At 38.7% G+C, this 23,141-nt stretch carries 31 protein-coding genes; 30 read left to right on the plus strand and 1 reads right to left on the minus strand.

Annotated elements, in window-relative coordinates:
• Positions 1-60 precede the first annotated feature (60 nt).
• From MF4642_RS07765 to MF4642_RS07830, 15 genes are all read left to right on the plus strand, one after another.
• Positions 61-1,380 carry a site-specific DNA-methyltransferase gene (locus MF4642_RS07765; RefSeq protein ID WP_078425846.1) on the plus strand — a complete coding sequence of 440 codons (1,320 nt, stop codon included), beginning with the start codon at positions 61-63 and terminating at the stop codon, positions 1,378-1,380.
• Complete coding sequence (locus tag MF4642_RS07770) at positions 1,377-2,525, plus strand: DUF262 domain-containing protein (protein WP_078425847.1); 1,149 nt, start codon at positions 1,377-1,379, stop codon at positions 2,523-2,525. The genes MF4642_RS07765 and MF4642_RS07770 overlap by 4 nt, the downstream gene beginning before the upstream one ends.
• Positions 2,515-3,204 carry an MAE_28990/MAE_18760 family HEPN-like nuclease gene (locus tag MF4642_RS07775; protein ID WP_078425848.1) on the plus strand — a complete coding sequence of 230 codons (690 nt, stop codon included), beginning with the start codon at positions 2,515-2,517 and terminating at the stop codon, positions 3,202-3,204. The genes MF4642_RS07770 and MF4642_RS07775 overlap by 11 nt, the downstream gene beginning before the upstream one ends.
• 211 nt (positions 3,205-3,415) lie before the next feature.
• The gene (locus MF4642_RS07780) at positions 3,416-3,772 is read left to right on the plus strand and encodes a hypothetical protein (RefSeq protein ID WP_078425873.1); all 357 of its coding nucleotides are present in this window, start codon (positions 3,416-3,418) and stop codon (positions 3,770-3,772) included.
• A 277-nt stretch (positions 3,773-4,049) separates the two neighbouring features.
• A complete protein-coding gene (locus MF4642_RS07785; RefSeq protein ID WP_227518527.1) occupies positions 4,050-4,409 on the plus strand; it encodes a hypothetical protein in 360 nt (119 codons plus the stop codon).
• Positions 4,409-4,828, plus strand: a complete 420-nt coding sequence (locus tag MF4642_RS07790) for a hypothetical protein (RefSeq protein WP_078425850.1) — start codon at positions 4,409-4,411, stop codon at positions 4,826-4,828. Before MF4642_RS07785 ends, MF4642_RS07790 begins: the two co-directional genes overlap by 1 nt.
• On the plus strand, positions 4,819-5,103 hold the full coding sequence (locus MF4642_RS07795) for a hypothetical protein (RefSeq protein WP_078425851.1): 285 nt from the start codon (positions 4,819-4,821) through the stop codon (positions 5,101-5,103). Before MF4642_RS07790 ends, MF4642_RS07795 begins: the two co-directional genes overlap by 10 nt.
• 12 nt (positions 5,104-5,115) lie before the next feature.
• Positions 5,116-6,249 (plus strand): ATP-binding protein, encoded by a 1,134-nt coding sequence (locus MF4642_RS07800; protein WP_078425852.1) that lies wholly within the window; start codon positions 5,116-5,118, stop codon positions 6,247-6,249.
• Positions 6,246-6,389 (plus strand): hypothetical protein, encoded by a 144-nt coding sequence (locus MF4642_RS16965; RefSeq protein WP_162841307.1) that lies wholly within the window; start codon positions 6,246-6,248, stop codon positions 6,387-6,389. The genes MF4642_RS07800 and MF4642_RS16965 overlap by 4 nt, the downstream gene beginning before the upstream one ends.
• Positions 6,382-6,708 (plus strand): hypothetical protein, encoded by a 327-nt coding sequence (locus MF4642_RS07805; RefSeq protein WP_078425853.1) that lies wholly within the window; start codon positions 6,382-6,384, stop codon positions 6,706-6,708. The genes MF4642_RS16965 and MF4642_RS07805 overlap by 8 nt, the downstream gene beginning before the upstream one ends.
• Positions 6,708-7,154, plus strand: coding sequence for a hypothetical protein (locus MF4642_RS07810; RefSeq protein WP_078425854.1), 447 nt, complete (start codon positions 6,708-6,710; stop codon positions 7,152-7,154). The genes MF4642_RS07805 and MF4642_RS07810 overlap by 1 nt, the downstream gene beginning before the upstream one ends.
• On the plus strand, positions 7,147-7,383 hold the full coding sequence (locus tag MF4642_RS07815) for a hypothetical protein (protein ID WP_078425855.1): 237 nt from the start codon (positions 7,147-7,149) through the stop codon (positions 7,381-7,383). Before MF4642_RS07810 ends, MF4642_RS07815 begins: the two co-directional genes overlap by 8 nt.
• Complete coding sequence (locus MF4642_RS07820; protein WP_078425856.1) at positions 7,376-7,690, plus strand: hypothetical protein; 315 nt, start codon at positions 7,376-7,378, stop codon at positions 7,688-7,690. Before MF4642_RS07815 ends, MF4642_RS07820 begins: the two co-directional genes overlap by 8 nt.
• Positions 7,687-7,995: a hypothetical protein gene (locus MF4642_RS07825; protein ID WP_078425857.1), complete on the plus strand. Its 309-nt coding sequence runs from the start codon at positions 7,687-7,689 to the stop codon at positions 7,993-7,995. Before MF4642_RS07820 ends, MF4642_RS07825 begins: the two co-directional genes overlap by 4 nt.
• On the plus strand, positions 7,995-8,192 hold the full coding sequence (locus tag MF4642_RS07830; RefSeq protein ID WP_004694187.1) for a helix-turn-helix transcriptional regulator: 198 nt from the start codon (positions 7,995-7,997) through the stop codon (positions 8,190-8,192). The genes MF4642_RS07825 and MF4642_RS07830 overlap by 1 nt, the downstream gene beginning before the upstream one ends.
• 601 nt (positions 8,193-8,793) lie before the next feature.
• Here the strand turns inward: MF4642_RS07830 and MF4642_RS07835 are convergent.
• Entirely contained in the window at positions 8,794-9,498 is a 705-nt protein-coding gene (locus tag MF4642_RS07835; protein WP_078425858.1) for a DUF1003 domain-containing protein, read from the minus strand.
• A 246-nt stretch (positions 9,499-9,744) separates the two neighbouring features.
• Here MF4642_RS07835 and MF4642_RS07840 point away from each other — a divergent pair, with 246 nt between their 5' ends.
• From MF4642_RS07840 to hflD, 15 genes are all read left to right on the plus strand, one after another.
• Positions 9,745-10,899, plus strand: a complete 1,155-nt coding sequence (locus MF4642_RS07840; protein WP_078425859.1) for a catalase family protein — start codon at positions 9,745-9,747, stop codon at positions 10,897-10,899.
• A gap of 8 nt (positions 10,900-10,907) precedes the next feature.
• Positions 10,908-11,183, plus strand: a complete 276-nt coding sequence (locus tag MF4642_RS07845) for a putative quinol monooxygenase (protein WP_058869280.1) — start codon at positions 10,908-10,910, stop codon at positions 11,181-11,183.
• Between the two features lie 255 nt (positions 11,184-11,438).
• Positions 11,439-11,813, plus strand: coding sequence for an MCR_0457 family protein (locus tag MF4642_RS07850; protein WP_058869309.1), 375 nt, complete (start codon positions 11,439-11,441; stop codon positions 11,811-11,813).
• A gap of 192 nt (positions 11,814-12,005) precedes the next feature.
• On the plus strand, positions 12,006-12,392 hold the full coding sequence (locus MF4642_RS07855; protein WP_010326343.1) for an MCR_0457 family protein: 387 nt from the start codon (positions 12,006-12,008) through the stop codon (positions 12,390-12,392).
• Positions 12,393-12,509: 117 nt separating this feature from the next.
• Positions 12,510-13,658: a D-alanyl-D-alanine carboxypeptidase PBP5/6 gene (gene dacC / locus MF4642_RS07860; RefSeq protein ID WP_078425860.1), complete on the plus strand. Its 1,149-nt coding sequence runs from the start codon at positions 12,510-12,512 to the stop codon at positions 13,656-13,658.
• Positions 13,659-13,750: 92 nt separating this feature from the next.
• Positions 13,751-14,287 (plus strand): gamma carbonic anhydrase family protein, encoded by a 537-nt coding sequence (locus MF4642_RS07865; protein WP_078425861.1) that lies wholly within the window; start codon positions 13,751-13,753, stop codon positions 14,285-14,287.
• A 228-nt stretch (positions 14,288-14,515) separates the two neighbouring features.
• Complete coding sequence (locus MF4642_RS07870) at positions 14,516-15,154, plus strand: CDP-alcohol phosphatidyltransferase family protein (protein ID WP_078425862.1); 639 nt, start codon at positions 14,516-14,518, stop codon at positions 15,152-15,154.
• 24 nt (positions 15,155-15,178) lie between these two features.
• A complete protein-coding gene (locus MF4642_RS07875) occupies positions 15,179-16,927 on the plus strand; it encodes a bifunctional alpha/beta hydrolase/class I SAM-dependent methyltransferase (protein ID WP_078425863.1) in 1,749 nt (582 codons plus the stop codon).
• 77 nt (positions 16,928-17,004) lie between these two features.
• Positions 17,005-18,363, plus strand: coding sequence for a phosphatase PAP2/dual specificity phosphatase family protein (locus tag MF4642_RS07880; RefSeq protein ID WP_078425864.1), 1,359 nt, complete (start codon positions 17,005-17,007; stop codon positions 18,361-18,363).
• Positions 18,360-18,794, plus strand: coding sequence for a hypothetical protein (locus MF4642_RS07885; protein ID WP_078389647.1), 435 nt, complete (start codon positions 18,360-18,362; stop codon positions 18,792-18,794). Before MF4642_RS07880 ends, MF4642_RS07885 begins: the two co-directional genes overlap by 4 nt.
• A gap of 55 nt (positions 18,795-18,849) precedes the next feature.
• On the plus strand, positions 18,850-19,548 hold the full coding sequence (locus tag MF4642_RS07890) for a lysophospholipid acyltransferase family protein (RefSeq protein WP_078425865.1): 699 nt from the start codon (positions 18,850-18,852) through the stop codon (positions 19,546-19,548).
• Entirely contained in the window at positions 19,545-20,489 is a 945-nt protein-coding gene (locus MF4642_RS07895) for a phosphatidate cytidylyltransferase (protein ID WP_039889734.1), read from the plus strand. The genes MF4642_RS07890 and MF4642_RS07895 overlap by 4 nt, the downstream gene beginning before the upstream one ends.
• Before the next feature lie 255 nt (positions 20,490-20,744).
• The gene (locus tag MF4642_RS07900; protein WP_005399799.1) at positions 20,745-21,230 is read left to right on the plus strand and encodes an NUDIX hydrolase; all 486 of its coding nucleotides are present in this window, start codon (positions 20,745-20,747) and stop codon (positions 21,228-21,230) included.
• A 4-nt stretch (positions 21,231-21,234) separates the two neighbouring features.
• Positions 21,235-22,368 carry a tRNA 2-thiouridine(34) synthase MnmA gene (mnmA, locus tag MF4642_RS07905; protein ID WP_078425866.1) on the plus strand — a complete coding sequence of 378 codons (1,134 nt, stop codon included), beginning with the start codon at positions 21,235-21,237 and terminating at the stop codon, positions 22,366-22,368.
• 13 nt (positions 22,369-22,381) lie between these two features.
• The gene (gene hflD / locus MF4642_RS07910) at positions 22,382-23,113 is read left to right on the plus strand and encodes a high frequency lysogenization protein HflD (protein WP_078425867.1); all 732 of its coding nucleotides are present in this window, start codon (positions 22,382-22,384) and stop codon (positions 23,111-23,113) included.
• Positions 23,114-23,141: the final 28 nt, after the last annotated feature.

Raw genomic sequence — 23,141 nt, forward strand, 5'->3', positions numbered from 1 at the left:
TGAGAGGATTTGGTTCTGTAATATAATGTAAATTGTATAAGGTGGAATGTGGTGCGTTTTATGGGTTTTGATGTAGATACTTTGGAGATTTTAAACCCCAAATTAAAGCCAATGAAAAAAGGCAAGCAGTCTAACTCAGCCTTATTTTCTTACTATGCTGGGTTTTCAGAAGAATTTACATTAAATTTACTGGAACAGTTGACCTATAAAAATAAACAATCAACAATTTTTGATCCTTGGAATGGCAGTGGCACTACAACATTTTCAGCGTATAAATTAGGTCAAAATGCAATTGGTAATGACCTAAATCCTGTAATGCTAATTATCGCAAAAGCTAGATTAATTAATATCTTAGACTTAAGCAGCTTAGATGCTATATGTAATACTATTTTTCATAATTCCAGTAGAGATAAAAACCATATACCTTACGAAAGCGACCCTCTTAAAACCTGGTTTTCAGAAAAAAGTTGTACATTAATAAGAAAAATCGAGAATTCAATAAATAAAAACTTTATTTCTTTTAACTCATATTCATCTTTAACAGAAAACAGTTCATTAAATAAATTAAGTACAATTGGTGCTTTTGTATATGTAGTTTTATTTAAAACTATCAAAACTTTATTAAAAGCTTTTATTCCATCTAACCCAACATGGGTAAAAAAACCAAAAAATGAAGAAGAAAAGTTAGAAGTAAGTTATAGCTATATAAAAAATACTTTTTTTAGCCTTCTTGACGATACAGTTAAATCACATGTCTTTAACGATTCCCTCAACACAGATGCAAACGTAAATTTCCATTTAAATAGCTCCACATCTCTGTCACAAACCAATCAAAGCGTAGATATTATACTAACTTCACCTCCATACTGCACCCGTATAGATTACGCTATTGCTACATCTATCGAACTTGCAACTATACGTGTTACGGACATTCGATCATTAAGAGAAAAATTAATAGGAACCTCTACTGTAAAAAAGAAAATTATGACCCCGAACCCTTTATGGGGCGAAACTTGTAATACTTTCCTAAGGAATGTCCAAGATCATACATCAATAGCGTCTTCAACCTATTATTATAAAAATCATTTGCAATATTTCGATGATATTTATAAGTCAATTGAACAAATATCACGAATATTAAAATTAAATGGGTTGTTTATATCTGTAGTTCAAAATTCTTTTTATAAAGAGATTAATAACGATCTCGCTAAAACTCTTAGTGAAATGTCTAAAAATTGCGGGCTAGACTTAATTAGAGAAGATCATTTTGAAACTAAAACAAACATGTCATATATTAATTCAAAATCAAATCGCTACATCTCTAAAAAACAAATCTCTGAATCAGTTTTAATCTTTAAAAATATTGGAAATATACAATGAGTGATAATACCGTTCCTGCTCTTATTAGTGAAATTGATGAGAATCTTAAAAATGTGCATACACAAAGCTTAGATATCTCATTTAATGAGTTATTAGATATGGTCACAAGTTCTGAATTAGATATTTCCCCAGACTACCAAAGAATATTTCGCTGGTCTGCCGGAGCGCAATCTCGTTTCATTGAATCACTTTTATTAGAAATGCCTGTACCCCCAATATATGTTGTTGAAATTGAAGATAATAAAAAGCTACTTATTGATGGTTTACAACGACTCTCCTCTTATCTTCATTTTAGAGGTGAGTTGAATGCCCCTGAAGAACCTGTGTGTATAAATAAGGGGGAAAAACTAACTCTCACCGATTGTGACATTATTGAGTCTCTTAATGGTAAAACGTATGATGATCTAGGAACTGCACTTCAAATTAAATTAAAACGGAGTTTTGTGCGGGTTGAGGTGGTTAGAAAATCTAGTAATCATAAATTCAAATACCATATGTTTAAACGCTTAAATACTGGTGGAACCTTACTCACCGACCAACAAATGAGAAATTGTACAATTAGGCTCCTAGATAATAAATTTAATGATTTTATAATTGCTCTCTCTAAAAATGAAAATTTCAAAATCACTACTGAAAATCTAACACAAGAACAAATTTTCGGTGCTTATGATCAAGAACTTGTTTTACGCTTTTTTACATTTTTAAATAATAGAGATGCCTTTAAGCACGATATACGGGATTTCATGACGGAATATATGGAGCAAGTTTCAGATCCAGATCATAATCGTGAATTTGATTTCATTGCGCAAGAGCAGATTTTTAATAAGACATTTGAAATTCTAGCAAAAGTATTAGGTAATCAAAGCTTTAGTCGGGCAAATATTAATCGTACAAAATTAGCCAGCATGTTTATTGTCTATCAATTTGAATCATTTGCATTAGGAATTCAAGATCATTTAGAGGCAATAGACATTTCTACTGAAAAAAAGTGTGAGAAACTAAAATCTTTTTTTACTGAAATAAAACTTGATGAGGACTATATAAATTTGACTACTGGCGGGGGGAAAAATACTCCAAATGCTTTAAATGCTCGAGTTAATTTTGTCTCTGATAAAATTCGAGGATTTTTGACAAATGGATATTAATGCTTTTAGGACTGAGCTGGAGGAAGATTGGGAATGGCGCTTAGACGAGTTGAGGCTTCTTAAAAATTTAAGTGCACCTTTGGATGATAATAAGGCAAATACTTATAGACGATCTCTTGTTGTATTCCTATATGCACATTTCGAGGGTTTTTTTCAATTTGCACTAAGTCACTATATAAAAACCGTTAATGATCAAAGTATTCCTTGTGCTCAAGCAAATACTCACCTTGTTAGTGCAACAATTCATGATGTGTTCAAAGCGCTGAGAGATGACTCAGCGAAGTGTTCATATTTTAAAGCTCATGCACCAGAAGATACGAAATTACATCGATTCTTTCGAGAAATTCAGTTTGTTGAGAATTCAACAGAGATTTACTCCACTAAAGTTCAAATTAAAATAACTAGTGTCGATTTAGAGTCCAACTTAAGCCCACTGGTTTTTAAGAAGAACCTATATAAATTAGGACTTCCACATGAAATCGACAGGGATATAGAAGTAAACCTAAATAAGTTATTAGGTATTAGAAATAAGATTGTACATGGTGAAAGGCGGGATGGGGTTAATCGAAATGATTATGAAGGCTTTGAGTTATCTGTTGCACAAACTGTGTCTCAAACTATGATCAATCTTACCAAATCATGTGTAGAAAAATTGTTTTTAAAAGAAGAGTTTCGATAAGATTTTAATTGGTTTGTCTGGTATTGTTTTCATCCACCTCAGCGGCGGGTTTCTCATTTCTGCAACATGCCTTTGCTATTATTTAATCAAGGTCACGTCGAAGGATGACCTGTAATAACAAAGAATGGCCTATCTAGCCTCGCATACGCGGGGTTTTCTTTTTACTAAATTTGACTATAATCCAACTTCACATAAAAATAAGTACCTAAATATGAAAAGAATTATATTTGTTTCCGTTTTCTTAGCCATTTCTGTTACAGCCTGTCAAAAACAACCAGACTCAACCGATCCTGCTGAGCTAAAACAAGATCCAGCAACCATCAAGCAATTTGACGAAGCGGATACCAAGATCGGTAAATTTATAGATCAGCTAGATAGCCCAAACACATCACTTGAAGTTAAAAAGCAAATTTTATGTGTTGATTACCCAAATGTGTACATTCAGCAGTATGCCCCTGCTCTACTCAAGCTTTCACCAAATGACTACACGCCAGACAAGTTGGATCGTGATTTAGCAATTGCGCTGGATTACTACAAAGATAAATTTAATATCCAATGTCAAAAGTAGTCTTCTAACGCTCAACTAGCCCACCCCAGCGGTGGGTTTTCTTTTGTCTATTAAAACACATAAGTTTCCTTTAATGATTTTAATGTTTCCCTTGATAAACTTTTAATTGACATAAAAGTTTCCTTTGGTAAACTAAATCTCGTAAACAACAAAAAAGCCCAGCTACTTTAGACGGGAACTGGGCTTTGCAAACTTTGCGAGATCAATTATGAACAAAACCTTATCCCCTTTCAATACCATCAAGATATCTCTTGGTGTAGCTGCTGTAACAATAGGCATGCTTAGCTGCGGGTTTAAGACCTCACCGCAGGCTGCTCAACCTATCGTTGCCAACGTAGCACCTTCTGAATATCAACTTCTTGCATTACGTATGACTGGTGATAACCACGGCGAAGCTGTTATTCGTTTAGATGGTTTCCGCGTTACAGCACGTTTTGAAGTTGAGGCATTTCCTGACAGCTACGGCGTACCAGGTAGTGAATTCACCGCTGTAGACGTAACCAGCCTTGATGAAGTGATCGTTTCAGATGCCCTAGGCAATCCATACAACGACTTCACAAACCACATCGACCATCAGAACTTCAATGCTCTTATCAAAGGCTATATCGAAAAACATCGTTTAGTGGAGGCAGGCTAATGACGAATTTTGACAAACTAATTTTCGCACCTCGTTGGGTGAAAATCTGTAAAGAAACGATGGTCGATTTCACCGCTGAAAAAGTTGTGGTACTTGGGTTCAATAAAGGTTGTTTCTCAATCCTTAGCTTCCCTGAGTATGTTTTTGATGCAGCAGATCTTACGGCTTTAAGACACCGTGGCACTTCCAGCTATTTCATGCCTTTCCATCAGTTTGATGAATTGTATGAAGATGTATTTGGGGTAAGTTTTGTTGCTGAGTGTGATGAGCTTGACCTGGGTGGTAAACATGGATTCATTCGCAACGGAATAGGCTTAAGAAAAGAGTTTTTCTTTGGAGGGAAAGTCAAAACATTTTTAATTCAAGATGAATTAGACCTAGTGGCCCTAAGCAAGCTGGAGAGTATCTTATGGCGCTAAACAATCAAACTCCTGAAGTGATCAACTTCGGTAAGCATAAAGGCACTGCCCTTATTGATTTGGATCGTGCATACGTACGCTGGTTACTTAAGTTGGAAAACCTAAATGGTGATTTACGCAAAAGCTTAGAAGCTTTGCCTTGGGTTCAAGAAGAGCTAGGACGTGAGCAGGCTTTCCAGCAAAGAAAAACTATGGCTATTCGTCTTCAGAAGTCACTTACACGCACTTATCCAAAATCATTTAAACGAGCTAAAGGCTCACTGTTCTGGGCATAAGGGGAAATAATCATGGCTATACCTATTATTCCAGCAGACCAAGCATTAAACGTAAGCGCGATTATTACTTACATCTATGCAGATCCGGGTCTTGGTAAAACGTCTTTAGGATTCACCGCAGATAAAGCTATTTCATTTGACTTTGACCGTGGTGCACACCGTACTGGTGAACTTCGTCGCGGAGCTGTTGTTCCAGTTCAGCAGTGGTCAGATATTGAAAACATTACTGAACAAGACTTAGCACCTTTCAATACGGTTGTTATTGATACCGTGGGCGCAATGCTTGAATCCATCAAGACACATTTGCTCAAAACAGCGAATAACCGTCAGCAAGATGGTGCACTCAAATTAAAAGCCCAAGGCTTAGCAAACATGAAGTTTAAGCAGTACATCAATACGCTTTTAAGTTTTGGTAAGGATGTCGTCTTTATTGCCCATGCCTCAGAAGACCAAAGCGGTGATCAAATCATCTACCGTCCTGAGCTTGGTGGTAAGAACCGAAATGAACTTTACCGTATTGCAGACATCATGGGTTATTTGACCACTGTAACTACTGGTGAAGGTAAAAATGCGAGAGTCATTAACTTCAAGCCATCCCCAACACACCATGCGAAAAATTCAGGTGCTTTAGGTGGTGAGACGGGTGAGGTTTGGGTACCTGATCTTAAATTACACCCTACTTTTCTTGCAGACTTAATTGCAGATGCGAAGGCTCATATCAACACGCTTACCCCTGCTCAAATTGCATTAAATAAAGCACTTGAGGATTTGGATAACTGGAAACAAAGCTGCGAAGAAGCAGTTTATGCAAGCGACTTAAATCACCTGACCGAAACCCTAAAGTTGGACAAAGAACACACTTATTACCAAAACATGCGTCAAGCGATGCTTGCTCGAGCGAAAGTACTCGGCTGCACATTCGATATACCCCGCGATACATGGATAGAACCTCCTGAATTTAATGGGATATCAGAAGCTCAACGTGATGAGTTGCAAGACCTCCTTGCGCAAGTCGGCATTGATGTTATGACTTATTGTGAAGATCAAGGAATTGATAGCCTATTAGGCATTGAAGCTCAGCATTTTGAGAATGTAAAAGCTCACATCATCAACACCACCCAAGGACAAGGGAGAGCGATTGCATGAGCTACACCTACTCATCTATCACCCGCGTGCTGTCAATTCAGCACAAAGGGCGGGTAAAAACTTACAGCGACATCAACCTGTTTGGTATTGAAGCTTGCATTAAAGATTTTGTGAATACGTGGGGTTATCGTCATGACTGAGCATATCAATACAATTTCTCGTTTACCTAACGAGCTATGCCCTGCATTTATGGAGTGGTGTGTGCGTGGTGGGCATGAAATCAAAGTTAAAAAAGACCGTGTCGTTATCCGAAAAGGCACAAAAACTGGTGAGATATTTGCAAAGCGCGGTCAGATTCAGCCGAGCTATTTTATGAGTGGCTACATGATTGAGCGCTTCAAATTGTTCAGCCTGCAGTGGCTTAAATATGGCAAATCTTTTGTGAATGATCTGGACAGTTCGATGATGTCTAAATTTGTGGAAGTGCATCGTCAGATTAACTTGGCGAAGGTGGCGTGATGGATATTCAAAAAGAAAAGAAAGCTATTAAAAATTTAAAGGCCTTCTATATGGAAGATTGGAACCTAACAGAAGAAGAACGTGACGATCTTGATAATCTAGTCAGTCGTATTGTGGCTGTTGTTAAGGCTGAAGCCCAAGCGGTGCCTGAAGGTTTTGTTTTAGCTCCTGTTAAAGAAATTAAAACCTGGTATTTGGATGATGCCGAAAGTATCTATCGCGAAGATCCCGACTGGCTTTGTGATATCTCTATTGGTGAGGTCGTAGAGGTTGAGCATCGGGTTTCATATGAATTGGATCAAGACCCTGTTTTTGCGGCTATCCAATGGGATGAAGAAAACGGTGATGTCGGATATTACGAAACATTCAAAAGTAAGGCTGAGGCTGAAAAAGTAGCTGCGCACTGTAAAGCAATGGTAGAAGCACAGGAGCCAGCCAATGACTGATAAATGCGTAAATACAGGGAATTGGCTAAATATGTGCGATGCCTTAAGTGAAGTCACTCGCAATGAATATGGTGATATTCAAGCACAGCGCATGAGTCACCGTGAAATAAACTCTGCCCGACTTCAAATTGTTGCAGGTCGATTTAAGAAGAACCGTGTGGTTTTGAATCACTGCCCTTTCTGTGGTGTTGACATTCGCACTGAGCATAAGGAGCCAGCCGATGACTGAAATTCAACAAACAAACATTGCAGTAGCCAATTTCATCATTGGTGAGCTGCACAAAGAGAAGCCGTTTAATTTGGTGTTAGACGCAGGTCAAACAGGCGCTTTATACAACATTGCAAGCGAGTCACATCACTTGCATAGCAACTTTGTTCGTAAGCTAGAAGCAACTTTAAGGCAGCGCGTAAATAATGGGACTGGTGTGATTCTTGAAATTAATTGCAATGCTGATTTGTATTACCACGTGCTGAGTAGTTATATCGCAGAGCATGACAAGTTTGGTGTGGTGGAGAGTTTGGGAGAGGTTTCATGAATCTAGTTGAACGGTTGGGCGGGTATGAAGCTGCAAAAGCCGAGGGAGAGAAATGGGGTTTTGATGACTTCCTGAATAATCAGCTTCTCGAATACCGCCGCCAGCACAATATTTTTGAGGTTGGGGATAAGGTTGTGTCTACCTTAAATGGTGATGATTTTTGGATGAATATCATTTGCGTTATTGATGGATTTCACAAAAGTATGATCATAACTAAAGGTGGCGGACACGTTATTCATCATTATGATTTTAGGCATGCGACAGATGAAGAAATCAAAGCAGGTAAAAGATTGGGGGTGAAATGATGGGTATTGATCGTCGTGTACGAGCGAAAGAATTTATGCAGCTCCTTTCAATTAAGAAGGATGCATTTTACAATAAAGTGAAATTGGGTGAGATTGAGCAACCAGTACGGATCAATAAGAAAGATGTCTTTTGGCATGAGTCTTATGTGAAGCGAAAAGTTGAAGAATTTAAACCGAAGGATTTAGCCTGCTCTTAGCAGGCTTTATTTTATATATAGATGTTAAAAAAACGGGTAACTTAGCGGGTAACATTATCAATAAAATAAATACAACTTAATACAATCAACAACTTAAATAACAAATGTGCATTAGCTATTAAAATATTCACTGATGGATCTTCTTAAATCTATATGAGTCGGTAAAAGCCTTATACATCTATTTTGCACTCGTCTTCGTCTTTTTAATCTGCAATTCATACAGGTAGATTTGGGGGTAGCTTTAAAAAAAACTAAATCTTTAAAGCGAAAAGAAAAGCTATAGAGTCCTCGATGCAGAACGACTATACATTGAGATCAGGCAATCTGAAAAGATGAAATCATTGATCTGGGTGAGTACTTTACTTTTGCATGAACAGAGTGCAAAAAAGGAGAGCCTAAAAACAGAAGAAGCTAAGCATAGGTTTAAAGTGTTTACTGGAGAATACGTCTTCAAAAATATAGATCTCTTGATCCTATAAAAACACTTTCCCTTTGTTTAAAAAAGAATTATAAAGCAATGAGTTAAACAATTAAGAGAGCGAGTCTAGCTATGACTCATTATTACAGAAAATACTTTTAAGTATTTGGATATTAAGCCAATTTATTCGCGTTTTTTACTCATTTCGGATAACAAATCCAGTTGTATTTCTTGTATTTGGGCTAACCTATTCCTCTGATGCATCAACAAATGATCTAGTTTTTCATTTAAATGTTGAATTTCTAACTCTGCCTTTAAATTAATTTTATAATCGTTTTGCGAACGCAATCTGTCTTTAGCTTCCTGTCTATTTTGGCTCATCATAATCACGGGAGCTTGAACCGCAGCAATACAGGATAAAATTAAATTTAATAAAATAAAGGGATAAGGATCGGCAGGATGCGTAACCATGACCACTGTATTGACAACAATCCAAATGGCTAAGAAAGTCGCAAAGCACATGAGAAAAGCCCAACTACCGCCAAAGGTCGCAATTTTATCTGCCAGCCTTTCCCCTAAAGTCCAATTTTGATCCAACTGATTTTCAACATTTTTGGTGATCACTTCATGTTTTTGCAAACTTTTAATCACCTCATATTCAAGATCAGTCACTTCCCCCTTTTCAGACTTTAGCAGTGAATGAACATACTGAATTCGATATTTGGTTAAGTCTGCTTGGCATATATAACTTTGAGGCGACCATTCTGGAAAATCATGTGAAATTTCTTCGGAAATAGATTTTCGTATTGCCCCCATAGGAATGAGGTTTTTAATGAGGAATTTCTGCCCACAGACTAAACATTCATGACTTTGATTTTTTTCGCTCATGCTCGTTCTCTTTTATAATCATTATTGGTTTTGGGGGAGATAAACATCTTCGAACAAATTTTAAACCAATGTCAAATTTTCAGCACCTCTGAGATTAGCTCCTCATTAAGTTTTTTCTAGACAGTAGCCATGAATAAAAAATGCCACAGATATAATCATAATTCTGTGTCTTAAATAAGACTAAACAAGTCCATATCATCAGGCTAAAAATTAAAAAAATCCAGCTTTAGAGCAAGGAGACAATCAATGCCTAACTCCGCAAGGCCTATGCGTTTAGGTCTACTTTTTCATGCCATATTACTCACAGGTATCACCGCTAACGTAGAAGCGAATACACCACCTGTAATGTTGACTTCTCCTAAAGATTTTATATACCCAGATGTAGATCATGGTCTAGGTGAAAGTCTTTATCCGAATGAGACCACCACTGCTAAAGAAATCGCGAACATCATTGAAATGACGATCCGAAAACAATATGCCACAGATATCGCACTACGTGATGCGCACCCTAAAGCACATGGTTGCGTACGCGCAGAATTTAAGATAAACGAAACATTGCCTCAAAACATGGCTTATGGTGTTTTTATTCCGGGAAAAACTTATCAAGCATGGATTCGTTTTTCGAATGGATCGAGTAATGCAAAACAGGCGGATATAAAAAAAGATGCACGCGGCATGGCGATCAAACTTTTAGCCGTGCCAGAGAAAAACCTTTTAGATGAACCTGCGGCTACGCAAGACTTCATTATGATCAATCACCCTGTATTCTTTGCCAATGACCCCGCTCGTTATCTATCATTTATGCAAGATATCAATAGCGATAGATTGCTAAAAAAACTGCATGTCCCTTTTGCATTAGGGGCCAAAGGAACTTGGATTGCCTTAAACACTAGAAATAAAATTTCAAATCCACTGCAAACCAGATACTGGTCTATGGTGCCCTATCAGTTAGGAGTCGGCGATCATCGTCAAGCAGTAAAGTATTCTGCTCGCGCATGTTCAAGCGTTGTTAGCCCGATTCCAGCTACTCCTCAAAAGGACTTTTTAAGAGCGGCACTTCGAACGACCTTACAAGATCGTGATGCCTGCATGGAATTTCTAGTACAACCTCGGACATCCAGCTCAATGTCTGTTGAAGACTCAATGACGGAATGGAAAGAAGACCAAGCTCCCTTCTATAAGGTGGCCACTATTCGTATTCCTCAGCAAATTTTTGATACCACTGAGCAAAATAAGTTTTGTGAAAATCTATCCTTTACACCATGGCATGCATTAGCCGAACATAAGCCACTGGGTGCGATAAACCGAATGCGCAAAGTCATATATGACCAGATTAGTCGCGTCAGACATGAGATGAATTCTGCTAAAAAAACCAACGCTAACAATGTCGGAGATCAATAAGGAGTCCTATGGTTAAACTCAATGGCCTATTAATCTGTGTGTCTAAAGAAGAAGTCCGTCTGGTGATAGAACTCCTTCCAGAACATATTGAGTTAACTCATCAAGAAGAAGGCTGCGTTTCTTTTGAGGTCAAGCAAAGCCTCGACCCTTTTATCTGGGAGGTGCAAGAAGTGTTTGATAGCATGAAAAGTTTTAAACATCACCAAAGTAGAACGGCCTCGTCCATTTGGGGAGTGAAAACACAAAATATTAAACGGCAGTATAAAATATCTGAGGGCGATTAACAGTTATTCGGTTCACAACTTGCCTACACGTATACGCGTTTTTTATCCTAAATATTATTCCCGCACCAACAAGCAGATCATCCTAAAGACCACCAAAACTGAAGATTAGAAGTCGTTAGGATGATCATTGGCGATTAAAAGGTTCAACACAAAAATCTTTATTCAAAAAATGACTGGTCAGAACTTTTCATTGAATTCTAATTGAAAATATATATATTGAGTCTCCGCATCCACCATAAATATGTGATTTTAAAAATGATTAAAAGCTTAACATTACGTAATTTCTTCGGATTAGGCATGGCTATCATGATTTCTCAATCTGCTTTTGCACTAGAGGGATTAAGCACAGAAGAAGCCAACACCATCGTAAAAGAAGATATTGCAGCAGCGCAAGTCATGACCGAATTTTGCCCTGCTTTGGTGGGTCAAGGCCCTAAAATTGAAAGCAACATTCAAACTTTAATTCAAACCTATTTACAAGACTACTCAGATAAGTCGATGACCTATGCAAAATTACAGTCAGACAGCGAATACCAATCGATTCTGAAAGAAGCTCGTACAGATGCAAAGAGTACTGATAAAGCAGAACAAAAGTCAGTATGTGATGACGTTGTAAACTTTGAAGGTTAATTCAAGTTCTACATCTATATCGCAAAGAAAGGATGAATAATGGGATTATTCATCCTTTTTTATTGGACTGAAAAATGTAAAAACGATGAAGCGACTTCAACAGCTTCTATACATTTTTTCGCTTACATTTACTTAAAATTTGTTTAAGCTCATCCTATTATGGCAACAACATGTATGCACTTAGGGTTTAGAATGAATTTGAATGTAATGAAAAAAGTGATTTTGGCAGTTTGTGGTTCTTCTTTGATTGCCATCGGTTCGGCTCATGCAGCCAATAAAGACGAAAATATTGAAGTAACTCCACTGCAACAAGTGACGCAGCAAGAGTTGGCTGCAATTTATGTCCTATCAGAAGTTTGTCCAAGTCTCGTTTCAGACCAGAGTCAGTTTGAAAATGGCTACAACGCTTTGGCTAAAGAGTATCTACCGCAACAGAAAAATCCGACTGAATACCTTAAAAGCCTTAGCAAAGAGAAAAAATTCAAGCCTATTTTAGCCGAAGCTCAATCCGATGCGAAAAAAGCAGGCAAAGCAAAAAACCAAGAAATTTGTAAAGAATTGAGCACTTACAGCAAATAATACCAATTGGTTACAATATCTTTGAAATAAGCCGATTTCTACCGTAGAAGTCGGCAGAACTTTGTCCTAAAATGCAAAGCTCTCGTGCTTATACTAAAGAAATCGGAACCCCTTAGAATGATTCAAAAAAGCGCCCTTGCTGCGGCATTACTCGTACCAAGCATTTCATTTGCAGCAACTGTCTTATCCTCACCACCAGAACTAAATAATAAATCATATGTGCTGATGGATTATGAGACTGGGCAAATCCTCGCATCTAAAAATGAAAATGAAAAATTAGCACCAGCATCAATGACAAAAATGATGACGAGTTTCATTATTGAGCAAAAGTTGTTGGCGGGCGAGCTAACCGAAGATGAAAAAGTTCGGATGAACGAGTCTGCTTGGTGTCGTGGTAGTAGTTCGGAATCATGTATGTATGTGCCATTAAATGGTACTGCGACTGCATTAGAGATGTTACGCGGCATTATCATCCAATCGGGTAATGATGCATCTAAGGCCATGGCTGAGCACATTGCTGGGAACGAAGGTACTTTCGTTCACATGATGAACACAGAAGCAAAACGTATCGGCATGACCAATACCAGCTTCATGAACTCAACAGGTATGCCTGCTGAAGATCACTACTCGACCGCTAAAGACATGGCAACGCTTGCACAGCACATCATTCACGACAGTTCAAAATATTATCCGATTTATTCTGAAAAAGAATTTACTTTTAACGGTATCAAACAAGGCAACCGTAATGCCCTGCTTTATACTGACCCAAGTGTCGATGGTTTAAAAACTGGTCATACTGACGAAGCGGGTTACTGCTTAACAACTTCGGCTAAACGTGGCCCAATGCGTTTGATTTCTGTGATTTTTGGTGCGCCAAGCATGCAAGAACGCGCAACGCAAACACGTGAAATTTTAGCGTGGGGTTATGCAAACTTTGAAACTAAAAATGTTCAAGCTGCGAACCAAGTTTTAGCAAAATCAAAAGTATGGTTTGGTAAAGAAAATGACGTACAAATTGGTTTAGCTGAAACCTTTAACGTGACTATGCCTAAAGGCCAAGCCAACGCAATCAAAACACAACTGGTGGTTCAACCGAAACTGACTGCACCGTTGAAAAAAGGTCAAGTGGTTGGTAAGTATGTAGCAAGCCTTGATGGTAAAGTGATTGCTGAAAAACCACTTGTTGCGCTAAAAGATGTTGAAGAAGCAGGTTTCTTTGCACGTATGCTTGACCACATCAAACAATTCTTCTCAAACTTATTCTAAGCAACACTTAGACTTAAGTTAAAGCATCCACACCTCGGTCTGGGTGCTTTTTTATTTTATAATGGGCACCTACGCAAAGGCAGTACACCAATATGGCTAAAAATATTCGCCCCTATTTGAACAGCACTCCACAGCTTGGCAACAACTGTTATATCGATGAAATGTCGGTAGTGATTGGTGATGTTATATTGGCTGAAAATGTTTCTGTATGGCCTTTTGCCGTGATTCGTGGTGATGTAAACCATATTCGGATTGGTAAAAATTCGAATGTACAAGACCATGCAATGCTGCATGTTAGTCATAAAAAAGTAGATAAACCAAATGGCTCGCCTTTAATTATTGGTGATGATGTCACCATTGGTCACCATGTCACCTTACATGGCTGTACCATCGGCAACCGTGTTTTGATTGGTATCAATAGCATTATTTTGGATGATGTCATCATTCCTGACGATGTCATGATTGGCGCAGCAACACTTGTTCCGCCAGGGAAAGTGCTTGAAAGTGGCTATTTGTATGTCGGTAGTCCTGCCAAAAAAGTTCGTCCTCTAACAGAAAAAGAGTTGGCATTCTTACCGTATTCAGCACAAAACTATGTCAAAGTATCGGGGCATTATTTAGAGTCATAATCATGGGGTGTATTTCACCTGCATTTCACAGATACAATAATGTTTTTAGAATTTTCTGCAAGGCCTTGAGTTTTTTTGTCCGCATATCATATTGCCTGACGATGCTGTGAATATAAACACCGAAAATTCAAACAAGAAAACTATTTAATTTTTAGCCTCTTAATAGCACTTGATAAACCTTGTGCAATCTGACTAAAATTTCAACAACTATTATTAATTATTAAAACGATGCCATCTATCTATCAATTAAAACCAGCATTTCAAAATCTATTACGACCTTTTGTACAACTGTTATACAAATCTGGAATTACAGCAAATCAAGTCACTTTATTGGCGATGTTGATTTCGACTTGCTTAGGCTATTTTCTATATCAACATTATTTAGCCCATCCTATTTCTGGGCTTTTATTGTTATTTCCATTGTGGATGCTCATTCGTATGGCCTTCAATGCAATTGATGGCATGTTAGCGCGTGAGTTTAAACAGCAGTCCAACTTGGGCGCTTTTTATAATGAATTGTGTGACATTATTTCCGATACTGCACTCTATCTTTGTTTTATTGCCTTTGGTTTTATTAATGCAAAACTATTATTGCTTGTCGTTTTTCTTGCCCTGCTCAGCGAATATACAGGTGTAATGGCACCACTTATTGGCAAAGAACGGCGTTACGATGGCCCAATGGGTAAAAGTGATCGCGCTTTTTGGCTCAGTTTAATTGCTGTTATTATTGTGATATTTCCGTATATCAGTACAAATCTACAACTTCTCAGTAGAATTTGTAATGGCATTCTTATTCTCATTGCTCTACTGCTTCTGCTCACCATATTTAACCGAATTAAAAATTGTTTAAAGACAACTTCTTCATAATTTTATTATTCAGAGTAAAAATAGATGTATAACAATAGTCAACACACTTTTACCAGTCATGATGGGACCGCACTGTTTTACCAACACTGGGCAACGGCTACACCATCTACAACAAAAAAAGCCATTATTCTCTTTCACCGTGGCCATGAACACTCGGGGCGTATGGCGCATTTAGTTAACGAACTTAATCTACCAGATTTCGATTTCTTTGCATGGGATGCACGCGGCCATGGTCATTCGCCCGGTGAGCGTGGTGATGCGCCAAGCTTTTCTGCATGCGTCAAAGACATTCAAGCTTTCGTACAACATATTGAACAGCAATATGCCATTTCTGCGGAAAATATTGCCGTAGTCGCTCAAAGTGTTGGTGCTGTTTTAGCTGCAACTTGGGTGCATGATTATGCACCTAGAATTCGTGCGCTCTGCTTAGCCTCTCCTGCTTTTGATATTAAATTATATGTGCCCTTTGCTGAACCAAGCTTAAGGGTGATGGCAAAGTTGCGTGGCAATTTCTTTATACAAAGTTATGTCAAAGCCAATATGCTCACGCATGATAAACAACGCGCGCAGAGTTATGATACCGACCCTAAAATTGCCAAAGCCATTTCAGTGAGAATGTTATTGGGACTGTATGATGCATCAAAGCGTATTGTTGCAGATGCACAAAATATCTTTGTTCCAACACAAGTTTTATGTTCAGGCTCAGATTTTGTGGTCTTCCAAAAACCGCAGCAACAGTTTTATCAAAAACTACCGCATCCCAAAAAAGAATTTCATATATTAGATGGCTTCTTTCACGATACTTTGGGTGAAAAAGACCGTCATATAGCGACTGAAAAAATCCGTCGTTTTATTCAGCAATGTTTTGCTGTGGAATATCAAGCACCTGATCTTTTAAATGCAGATAAAATTGGTTCAAGTTGTGCCATTGCTGAAAACTTAAGTTCTCCATTGCCTGTGAAATCCATGAAGAATGCATTTTGGGAGTTGACTAAAAAGAATTTGAAAATAGGAAGTCATTTATCTAAAGGCTTAAAAATTGGCGAAGATACAGGGTATGACTCCGGTAGCACTTTAGACTTCGTTTATCGCAATCAAACAGAAAGTGCTAATCCGATTGGTAAAATCATTGACCGACAATATCTCAATGCGATTGGTTGGCGTGGTATTCGTATCCGTAAACAAAACATTGAACATCTGGTACAGAAATACGCTGACATTCTCATCAAAAAGCGTAAACCACTCAGAATTATGGATATTGCTTCAGGACACGGTCGTTATATTTTAGATGCAGTTACACAACTTCCGAAACGCCCAGACTCGATTTTATTGCGCGATTATAGTGATATTAATGTCCAAGCTGGGCAACAAATGATTGCAGAACGAGGCTTAAGTGATGTCGCTGAATTTGTTCAAGCCGATGCATTTGATACACAATCCCTTGCATCTGTTAAACCGAAACCGACGTTGGCTGTGGTTTCTGGCTTATATGAATTGTTTAGTGATAATGACCTGCTGCGACAATCACTGGAAGGTTTAAGCAAAGCCATCCTCAAAGATGGTTATTTAATTTACACAGGTCAAATTTGGCATCCTCAGCAAGAATTTATTGCACGCGCCCTAACCTCACATCGTGAAGGTGATGCATGGGTCATGCGTTTACGTTCTCAGGCTGAAATGGATGCCCTTGTAGAAGCAGCAGGCTTTAAAAAAGTAGATCAATGTATTGATGAGTTTGGAATATTTACCGTGTCCGTTGCCCAAAAGCTTTAAAATCACAGGATGACATGATCAGTCTTTGGATCATGTCATCCATGTAAAACTTAAAAATAATAATCTGTGGACGTTTTATGCAAATACTGAACAAAGAAACAGGCACTTGGAAATGGGGAATCCTGTGTTTGATTTTCCTTGCACCGTTTTTCTTTCTCACTTATGGATTTGCAAATCACTATGCATCGCAACTGCCCAATGTGCCGAGTATTGTCTATGACTGGGAAAAACACATCCCGCTTTGGTCATGGAGCATCGTGCCATATTGGTCCATTGATCTTTTTTACGGTCTATCTTTGCTGTTATGTTGGAATAAATTTGAGCTGAAACAGCATGCACTTCGGCTATTTAGCGCACAGCTGATCTCGATCAGTTGCTTTCTTCTTTTTCCACTCAAATTTAGTTTTGAACGACCACCTTTAGATGGCTTTTTTGGCCTATGGTTTGATGTTTTGATGGGTTTTGATAAACCTTTTAACCAAGCACCTTCTCTCCATATCGTTTTATTGGTCATCCTTTGGGACTTCTTCCGCAGACACAGCTCAGGTCAGTGGAGATACTTTGTCGACCTTTGGTCATTTTTAATTGGCATATCGGTACTCACCACATGGCAACATCATTTTATAGATATTCCAACAGGTTTATTGGCAGGTGCATTATGTTTGTGGTTATTTCCAATTACGGCAAAATCACCCTTTAAAAAAGATGGTTTGCAGACTTTAACGCCGAAGCATTTAAAGTTAGGAAGTTATTACCTATGCGCCGCACTACTTTTCCTAATCTTGGCCTATCTGTTCCAACCTTGGGGATTATGGTTACTTTATCCAGCAATCAGTCTATTTGGCGTTGCTTTAAGCTACTATTTAGTTCGCCCTCATTTCTTCCAAAAGCAAGCAGATGGAAGTTTGAGCATTGCCGCTACAATGTTATTTACCCCTTACCTAATCTTTGCGTGGTTGAACAGTCGAATCTGGACAAAGAAACATCCCGAAGACTCCCAAATTTTAAAAATTGAAAACACAACTATTTTTTTAGGGCGCATCCCAACACGTTCTACAATACAAAAATATCAGGCCGTTTTTGATTGTGTTGCAGAGTTGCCAGTGAATTCAAAAAATTCATATTTTCAATACTCAAGTTTAGACTTAATTCCTTTACAGGCCGACCAACTTGAACGTGCGGTTGAAGTGTTCAACCAATTAATGGCAGCAGCTTCAAGCCAGAGCACACAACAGCATGTATTAATTTACTGTGCGCTGGGTTATTCCAGAAGTAGTGCTATTCTCTGCGCTTGGCTTATGCAACAGCAGCATGCAACACAGGTAAATGAGGCCATTCAAATAGTTCAATCCGCTAGACCATGGGTTAGACTGAACGACGTACAAATCAAAAATCTCAATACTTATCAGTTAAAACTCAAAGGATCAGCCCCATGAAAATGCAATTTTATGTGGCGGCAAAACTTTTATCTACAACGTATGGTTTGTTATTTTCAGGCTATGTCGCGTTTGTCTTAACCATTTTGGCTATACTACTTAAAAGCTGGCAATCTCTTGAGTTTTGGATATTAATTTTTATATGTTTCGGTTTGATGGCGATACAGCATTACCTAGCACTCAGGTTGAAATTTGATGCTGAACTCATTGAAGTGATTGCGCAACAATCTGATACAGTGGCCATCGAAGACTTAACGCAACAGTTTGATCAATCATTACTGCAATTTAAGCTCATACCAAAATCGAAAGTGGGTCGAGATTGGTCTTTGCGCTTTGCAGGCTGTTTCCGTTTGTTTAAACTGCAAATAACTGTATTGTTTATACAATATATAGTTCTAATGATTCTAATTTATAAATTATTGGCACAATAAACCTCTTTCTACTGGCTAAAAGTCCATTGAAATTATTGATAAAATGGTTTATACAATGAATAAAACTCCGCTTCAAAACAAGAAAAAAACAGCTTTAGAGCAACCTCAAAGTCATTTTGTGACTCATTCTATTGCCCGTTTAATTGCATTTTTTACACGGCGTGGAGCGCGTCTGCTAACGGGTACACGTAGTTTATGGATCGGTTGTCAGCCTGTGCCCAAACAGCGTATTTATTACGCCAACCACAATAGCCATATCGACTTTATACTGCTGTGGTCATCTTTGCCGACAATCATGCGACGGAAAACCAAGCCTGTGGCTGCTTCTGATTATTGGCTGAAAGATGGCTTTCGCCAATTCCTTATTAAAGATACCTTCAATGGTATAACGATTCAGCGTAACCGAGATGATCATACTGATCCATTACAACCCGTTAAAGATGCACTTGAACAAGGCTACTCGATTATCTTTTTCCCTGAAGGTACGCGCAATCTAAATGATGATATTGAATTACTCCCCTTCAAAAGTGGCTTATATAATTTGCACAAACAGTTTCCAGACATTGAAATTGTTCCCGTTTGGATTTCAAATTTAAGACGGGTTATGCCCAAAGGTGCATTTATCCCTCTACCGTTACTTTCTACAGTTTGTTTTGGTTGCCCTTTAGAACAACATTTAGACATGGATAAGGACATCTTTATAGATTATGCGCAAAAACAATTATTAAAATTAAAAGAGGTTGAAAATCAATGATGTTAGACAACCTTAATAAAACCTATGTCCTATTTGCTATTTTTGCAGGCATTTTAGTTTTTGCTTCAACTGTTGGTTTTATTCTCAAACAAAAAGCAGGCTCTCAATCTTCACCAGTTATCGATAACTTAAATGCACGAATCAATGCATGGTGGGTCATGCTCATCGTGATTGCTGCTGCAATTTTACTCGGAAAAACCGCATTTATTGTATTATTTGGAATTATCTCTTTGTTTGCCCTACGTGAGTTCATTAGCTTACTGCCGACCAGACGGGGCGATTATTTTCCATTACTGATTGCATTCTATTTTGTTATTCCCTATCAATATTATTTGATTTATACCGACTGGTATGGCCTGTATTCAATCTTTATTCCGCTCTATGTATTTTTATTAATTCCTATTGCCAGCTTAAAACAAGAAGACACCACCCATTTTCTAGAACGTAGTTCAAAAATTCAATGGGGACTCATGGTCAGCGTATTCTGTATTTCACATGTTCCAGCATTGTTGAATTTGAAACTCCCAGAGTTTAAAGGTGAACCAATTTGGCTAGCCATTTGGTTAATTATGGTGGTTCAAGCCTCTGACGTGTTGCAGTATGTGTGTGGAAAATTATTTGGTAAACACAAAGTTGCACCCGTTTTATCCCCATCAAAAACAGTCGAAGGCCTACTCGGTGGTATTTTCTTAGCCACAGCTTTAGGGACTGCAATGGCTTGGTTAACACCGTTTAGCTATGTTCAAGCTGCTTGTATTGGATTGGTTGTTTGTATCTTTGGCTTTTTTGGCGGCCTCGTTATGTCTGCGATTAAACGTGATCGTGGTGTTAAGGATTGGGGACAACTCATTCATGGCCATGGCGGAATGCTAGACCGCATTGATTCTATTTGCTTTTCTGCACCTATTTTCTTTCATATACTTAGATATTGGTGGAGTTAATTGGCAAATTGGGTTAGACAAATATTTAAACGATAAATTTTCCCCAGACCAACCCAGTTTCAGCACTCGCTTGGCTTGCATTCTGCCTCATGATATTTTGTCGATGCTGCCTAATGTCTATGTGGTATTACCTTACAAGCGTCCTTTTGTAATTTTCTTAACCGCTGCCCAACACGTCTCAAACCAAAGCAAATCTCCATAGCCATGCACTGCTAAATTTTGTAGAATACTCCTTTTACCCCATGGTGCTTTTATATGACCGCTTGGACAGCTCACGTCACCGTCGCAACTGTTGTTGAAAAAGACGGAAAATTTCTATTTGTAGAAGAGCATACTGCGGGTGTGACACACACTGTATTTAACCAGCCTGCTGGCCATGTTGAATCAGGTGAAACACTCATCGAAGCTGCCATTCGTGAAACTATGGAAGAAACTGGACATGAAGTGTCTATAGATGCGTTATTGGGCATTTATACCTATACACCACCCATGTTTCCAGACCGCACGTATTATCGTTTCTGCTTTTTAGCGCAGTCACTTCATCACAGTCCAACCGCTGAACTCGATACAGGTATCGTGGGTGCAGTATGGATGACTTTGGATGAACTACTCGAAACGGCCCGTGCACGTAGTCCATTGGTGATTAAAGCGGTTCAAGACGCACTCGCGGGGCAAAAATATCCTTTATCGCTCGTTTATGAGCACCAAAATTCTCCCCTTATTTCAAGTTTGGATGCCTAGTCCTATGCAACAACGTGTCATCGTCGGTATGTCGGGTGGTGTAGATTCATCTGTTTCTGCTGCTCTTCTTCTTCTTCAAGGTTATCAAGTTGAAGGTCTTTTCATGAAGAACTGGGAAGAAGATGACGGTACGGAATACTGCACAGCGATGGAAGACTTAGCCGATGCTCAAGCGGTCTGTGACAAACTAGGAATTAAGCTACACACCGCCAATTTTGCTATGGAATATTGGGATCGGGTATTTGAGCATTTCTTAGCGGAGTATGCTGCGGGCCGTACACCAAACCCAGATATTTTATGTAATAAAGAAATCAAATTCCGTGCGTTCTTAGATCATGCCATGCAACTGGGCGCAGACTTTATTGCGACTGGCCACTATGCACGTCGCGGCGAAACTATGACCAACTCTAAAGGTGAGGAATACGCACCTTTACTGCGTGGTTTAGATAAAAACAAAGACCAGACCTATTTCTTACATGCTGTACATGGCCGTGAAATTAATAAGACGCTGTTCCCTGTAGGGGAAATTGAAAAGCCTGAAGTACGTAAAATTGCGGAACAATATGACTTAGTCACGGCGAAGAAAAAAGACTCAACAGGCATCTGTTTTATTGGTGAACGTCGTTTTAATGACTTCTTAAAACAATACTTACCGGCACAAGCTGGAAAAATCGTCTTAGATGATGGCAAAGAGGTTGGTGAACATCACGGCTTAATGTACTATACGCTCGGTCAACGCGGTGGTATTGGTATTGGTGGTTTGAAAGGTGTGGCTGAAGGCGCATGGTTCGTTCTACATAAAGATATTGAAAACAACCGTTTGGTGATTGGTCAAGGTCATGAACATCCACTGATGCAAAGTACTACACTTTGGAGTGAAACGATTGACTGGGTCGCAGGTGAAATGCAGATTCCTGAAACAGGTTTCCGTTGTACCTCACGGACGCGCTATCGCCAAGATGACCAAGATTGTGTGATCTTTAATGATCCGACTACCCCAGGTGGCGTACGTGTTGAGTTCGATGAACCCCAACGTGCCGTGACTCCGGGTCAGAGTGTCGTATTCTACTCAGGTGAAGTTTGTTTAGGCGGTGGCGTGATTCATCATACCAATGCTCCTAAACCTGATTTTATTTAAAGGATTTTAAGACATGGCTGAGTTACCGTTTCAACAGCCTCAAACTTTGAACGAACGCCAAAACCGAGCTTTGGCGTTGGCGGCTGTTTTTCAGTCCGCGCAACTGACGCATATGACCGCGTTGACGGGTACGCAAAGTATTGGTGAAAGCGGTAATTTTTATTTTGAACATCTCATCAAAGCCAGTTTGAATATCCGTCCTAAATCCAATCAGTCCAATCAAACGCTCGATTTTTTTGATAAATTGGCGGATATTTCTCTCGGTTTAAAAACTTTAGAAAGCAGCATTACCCAACCATTTAACACTTCCCCAAAATCTAGATTGCCTAAACTTGCAAATACTAAACTTCCAATGACCTATGCAATGACTTTATTGCAATTAGAAAAAAAAGTGTATAGCAATCCGAAGTTCGTTGAAATTATTGAACAATCCCAACAAAAAATTCTTAGACAACTCTCCTTTTTCGATAATAATTATTTACATCCAAGTATCATTGCCAACCTTGCTCAAACTTATATTGAAACTGCGGGTTCGATCAATCCTCGCATTATGGTTCGAGGCAACGCTGAAGCATTTAAAGATACAGCACATACCAACCGCATTCGCGCGACATTATTCACAGGCTTACAAATGGCTCACTTGTGGCGTCAGCTCGGCGGTAGCTCGTGGGGTATGATTTTCAGCAAGCGTAAGCTGCTCCAAGATATTCAAGATCTCGCTCGTTTACAGTATCAGGTGGTTTAACTGATGGCTGTGATGAACTTTGTTTTAC

This window comes from Acinetobacter sp. MF4642 (assembly GCF_002018925.1).
GTDB classification, from domain to species: Bacteria; Pseudomonadota; Gammaproteobacteria; order Pseudomonadales; family Moraxellaceae; genus Acinetobacter; species Acinetobacter johnsonii.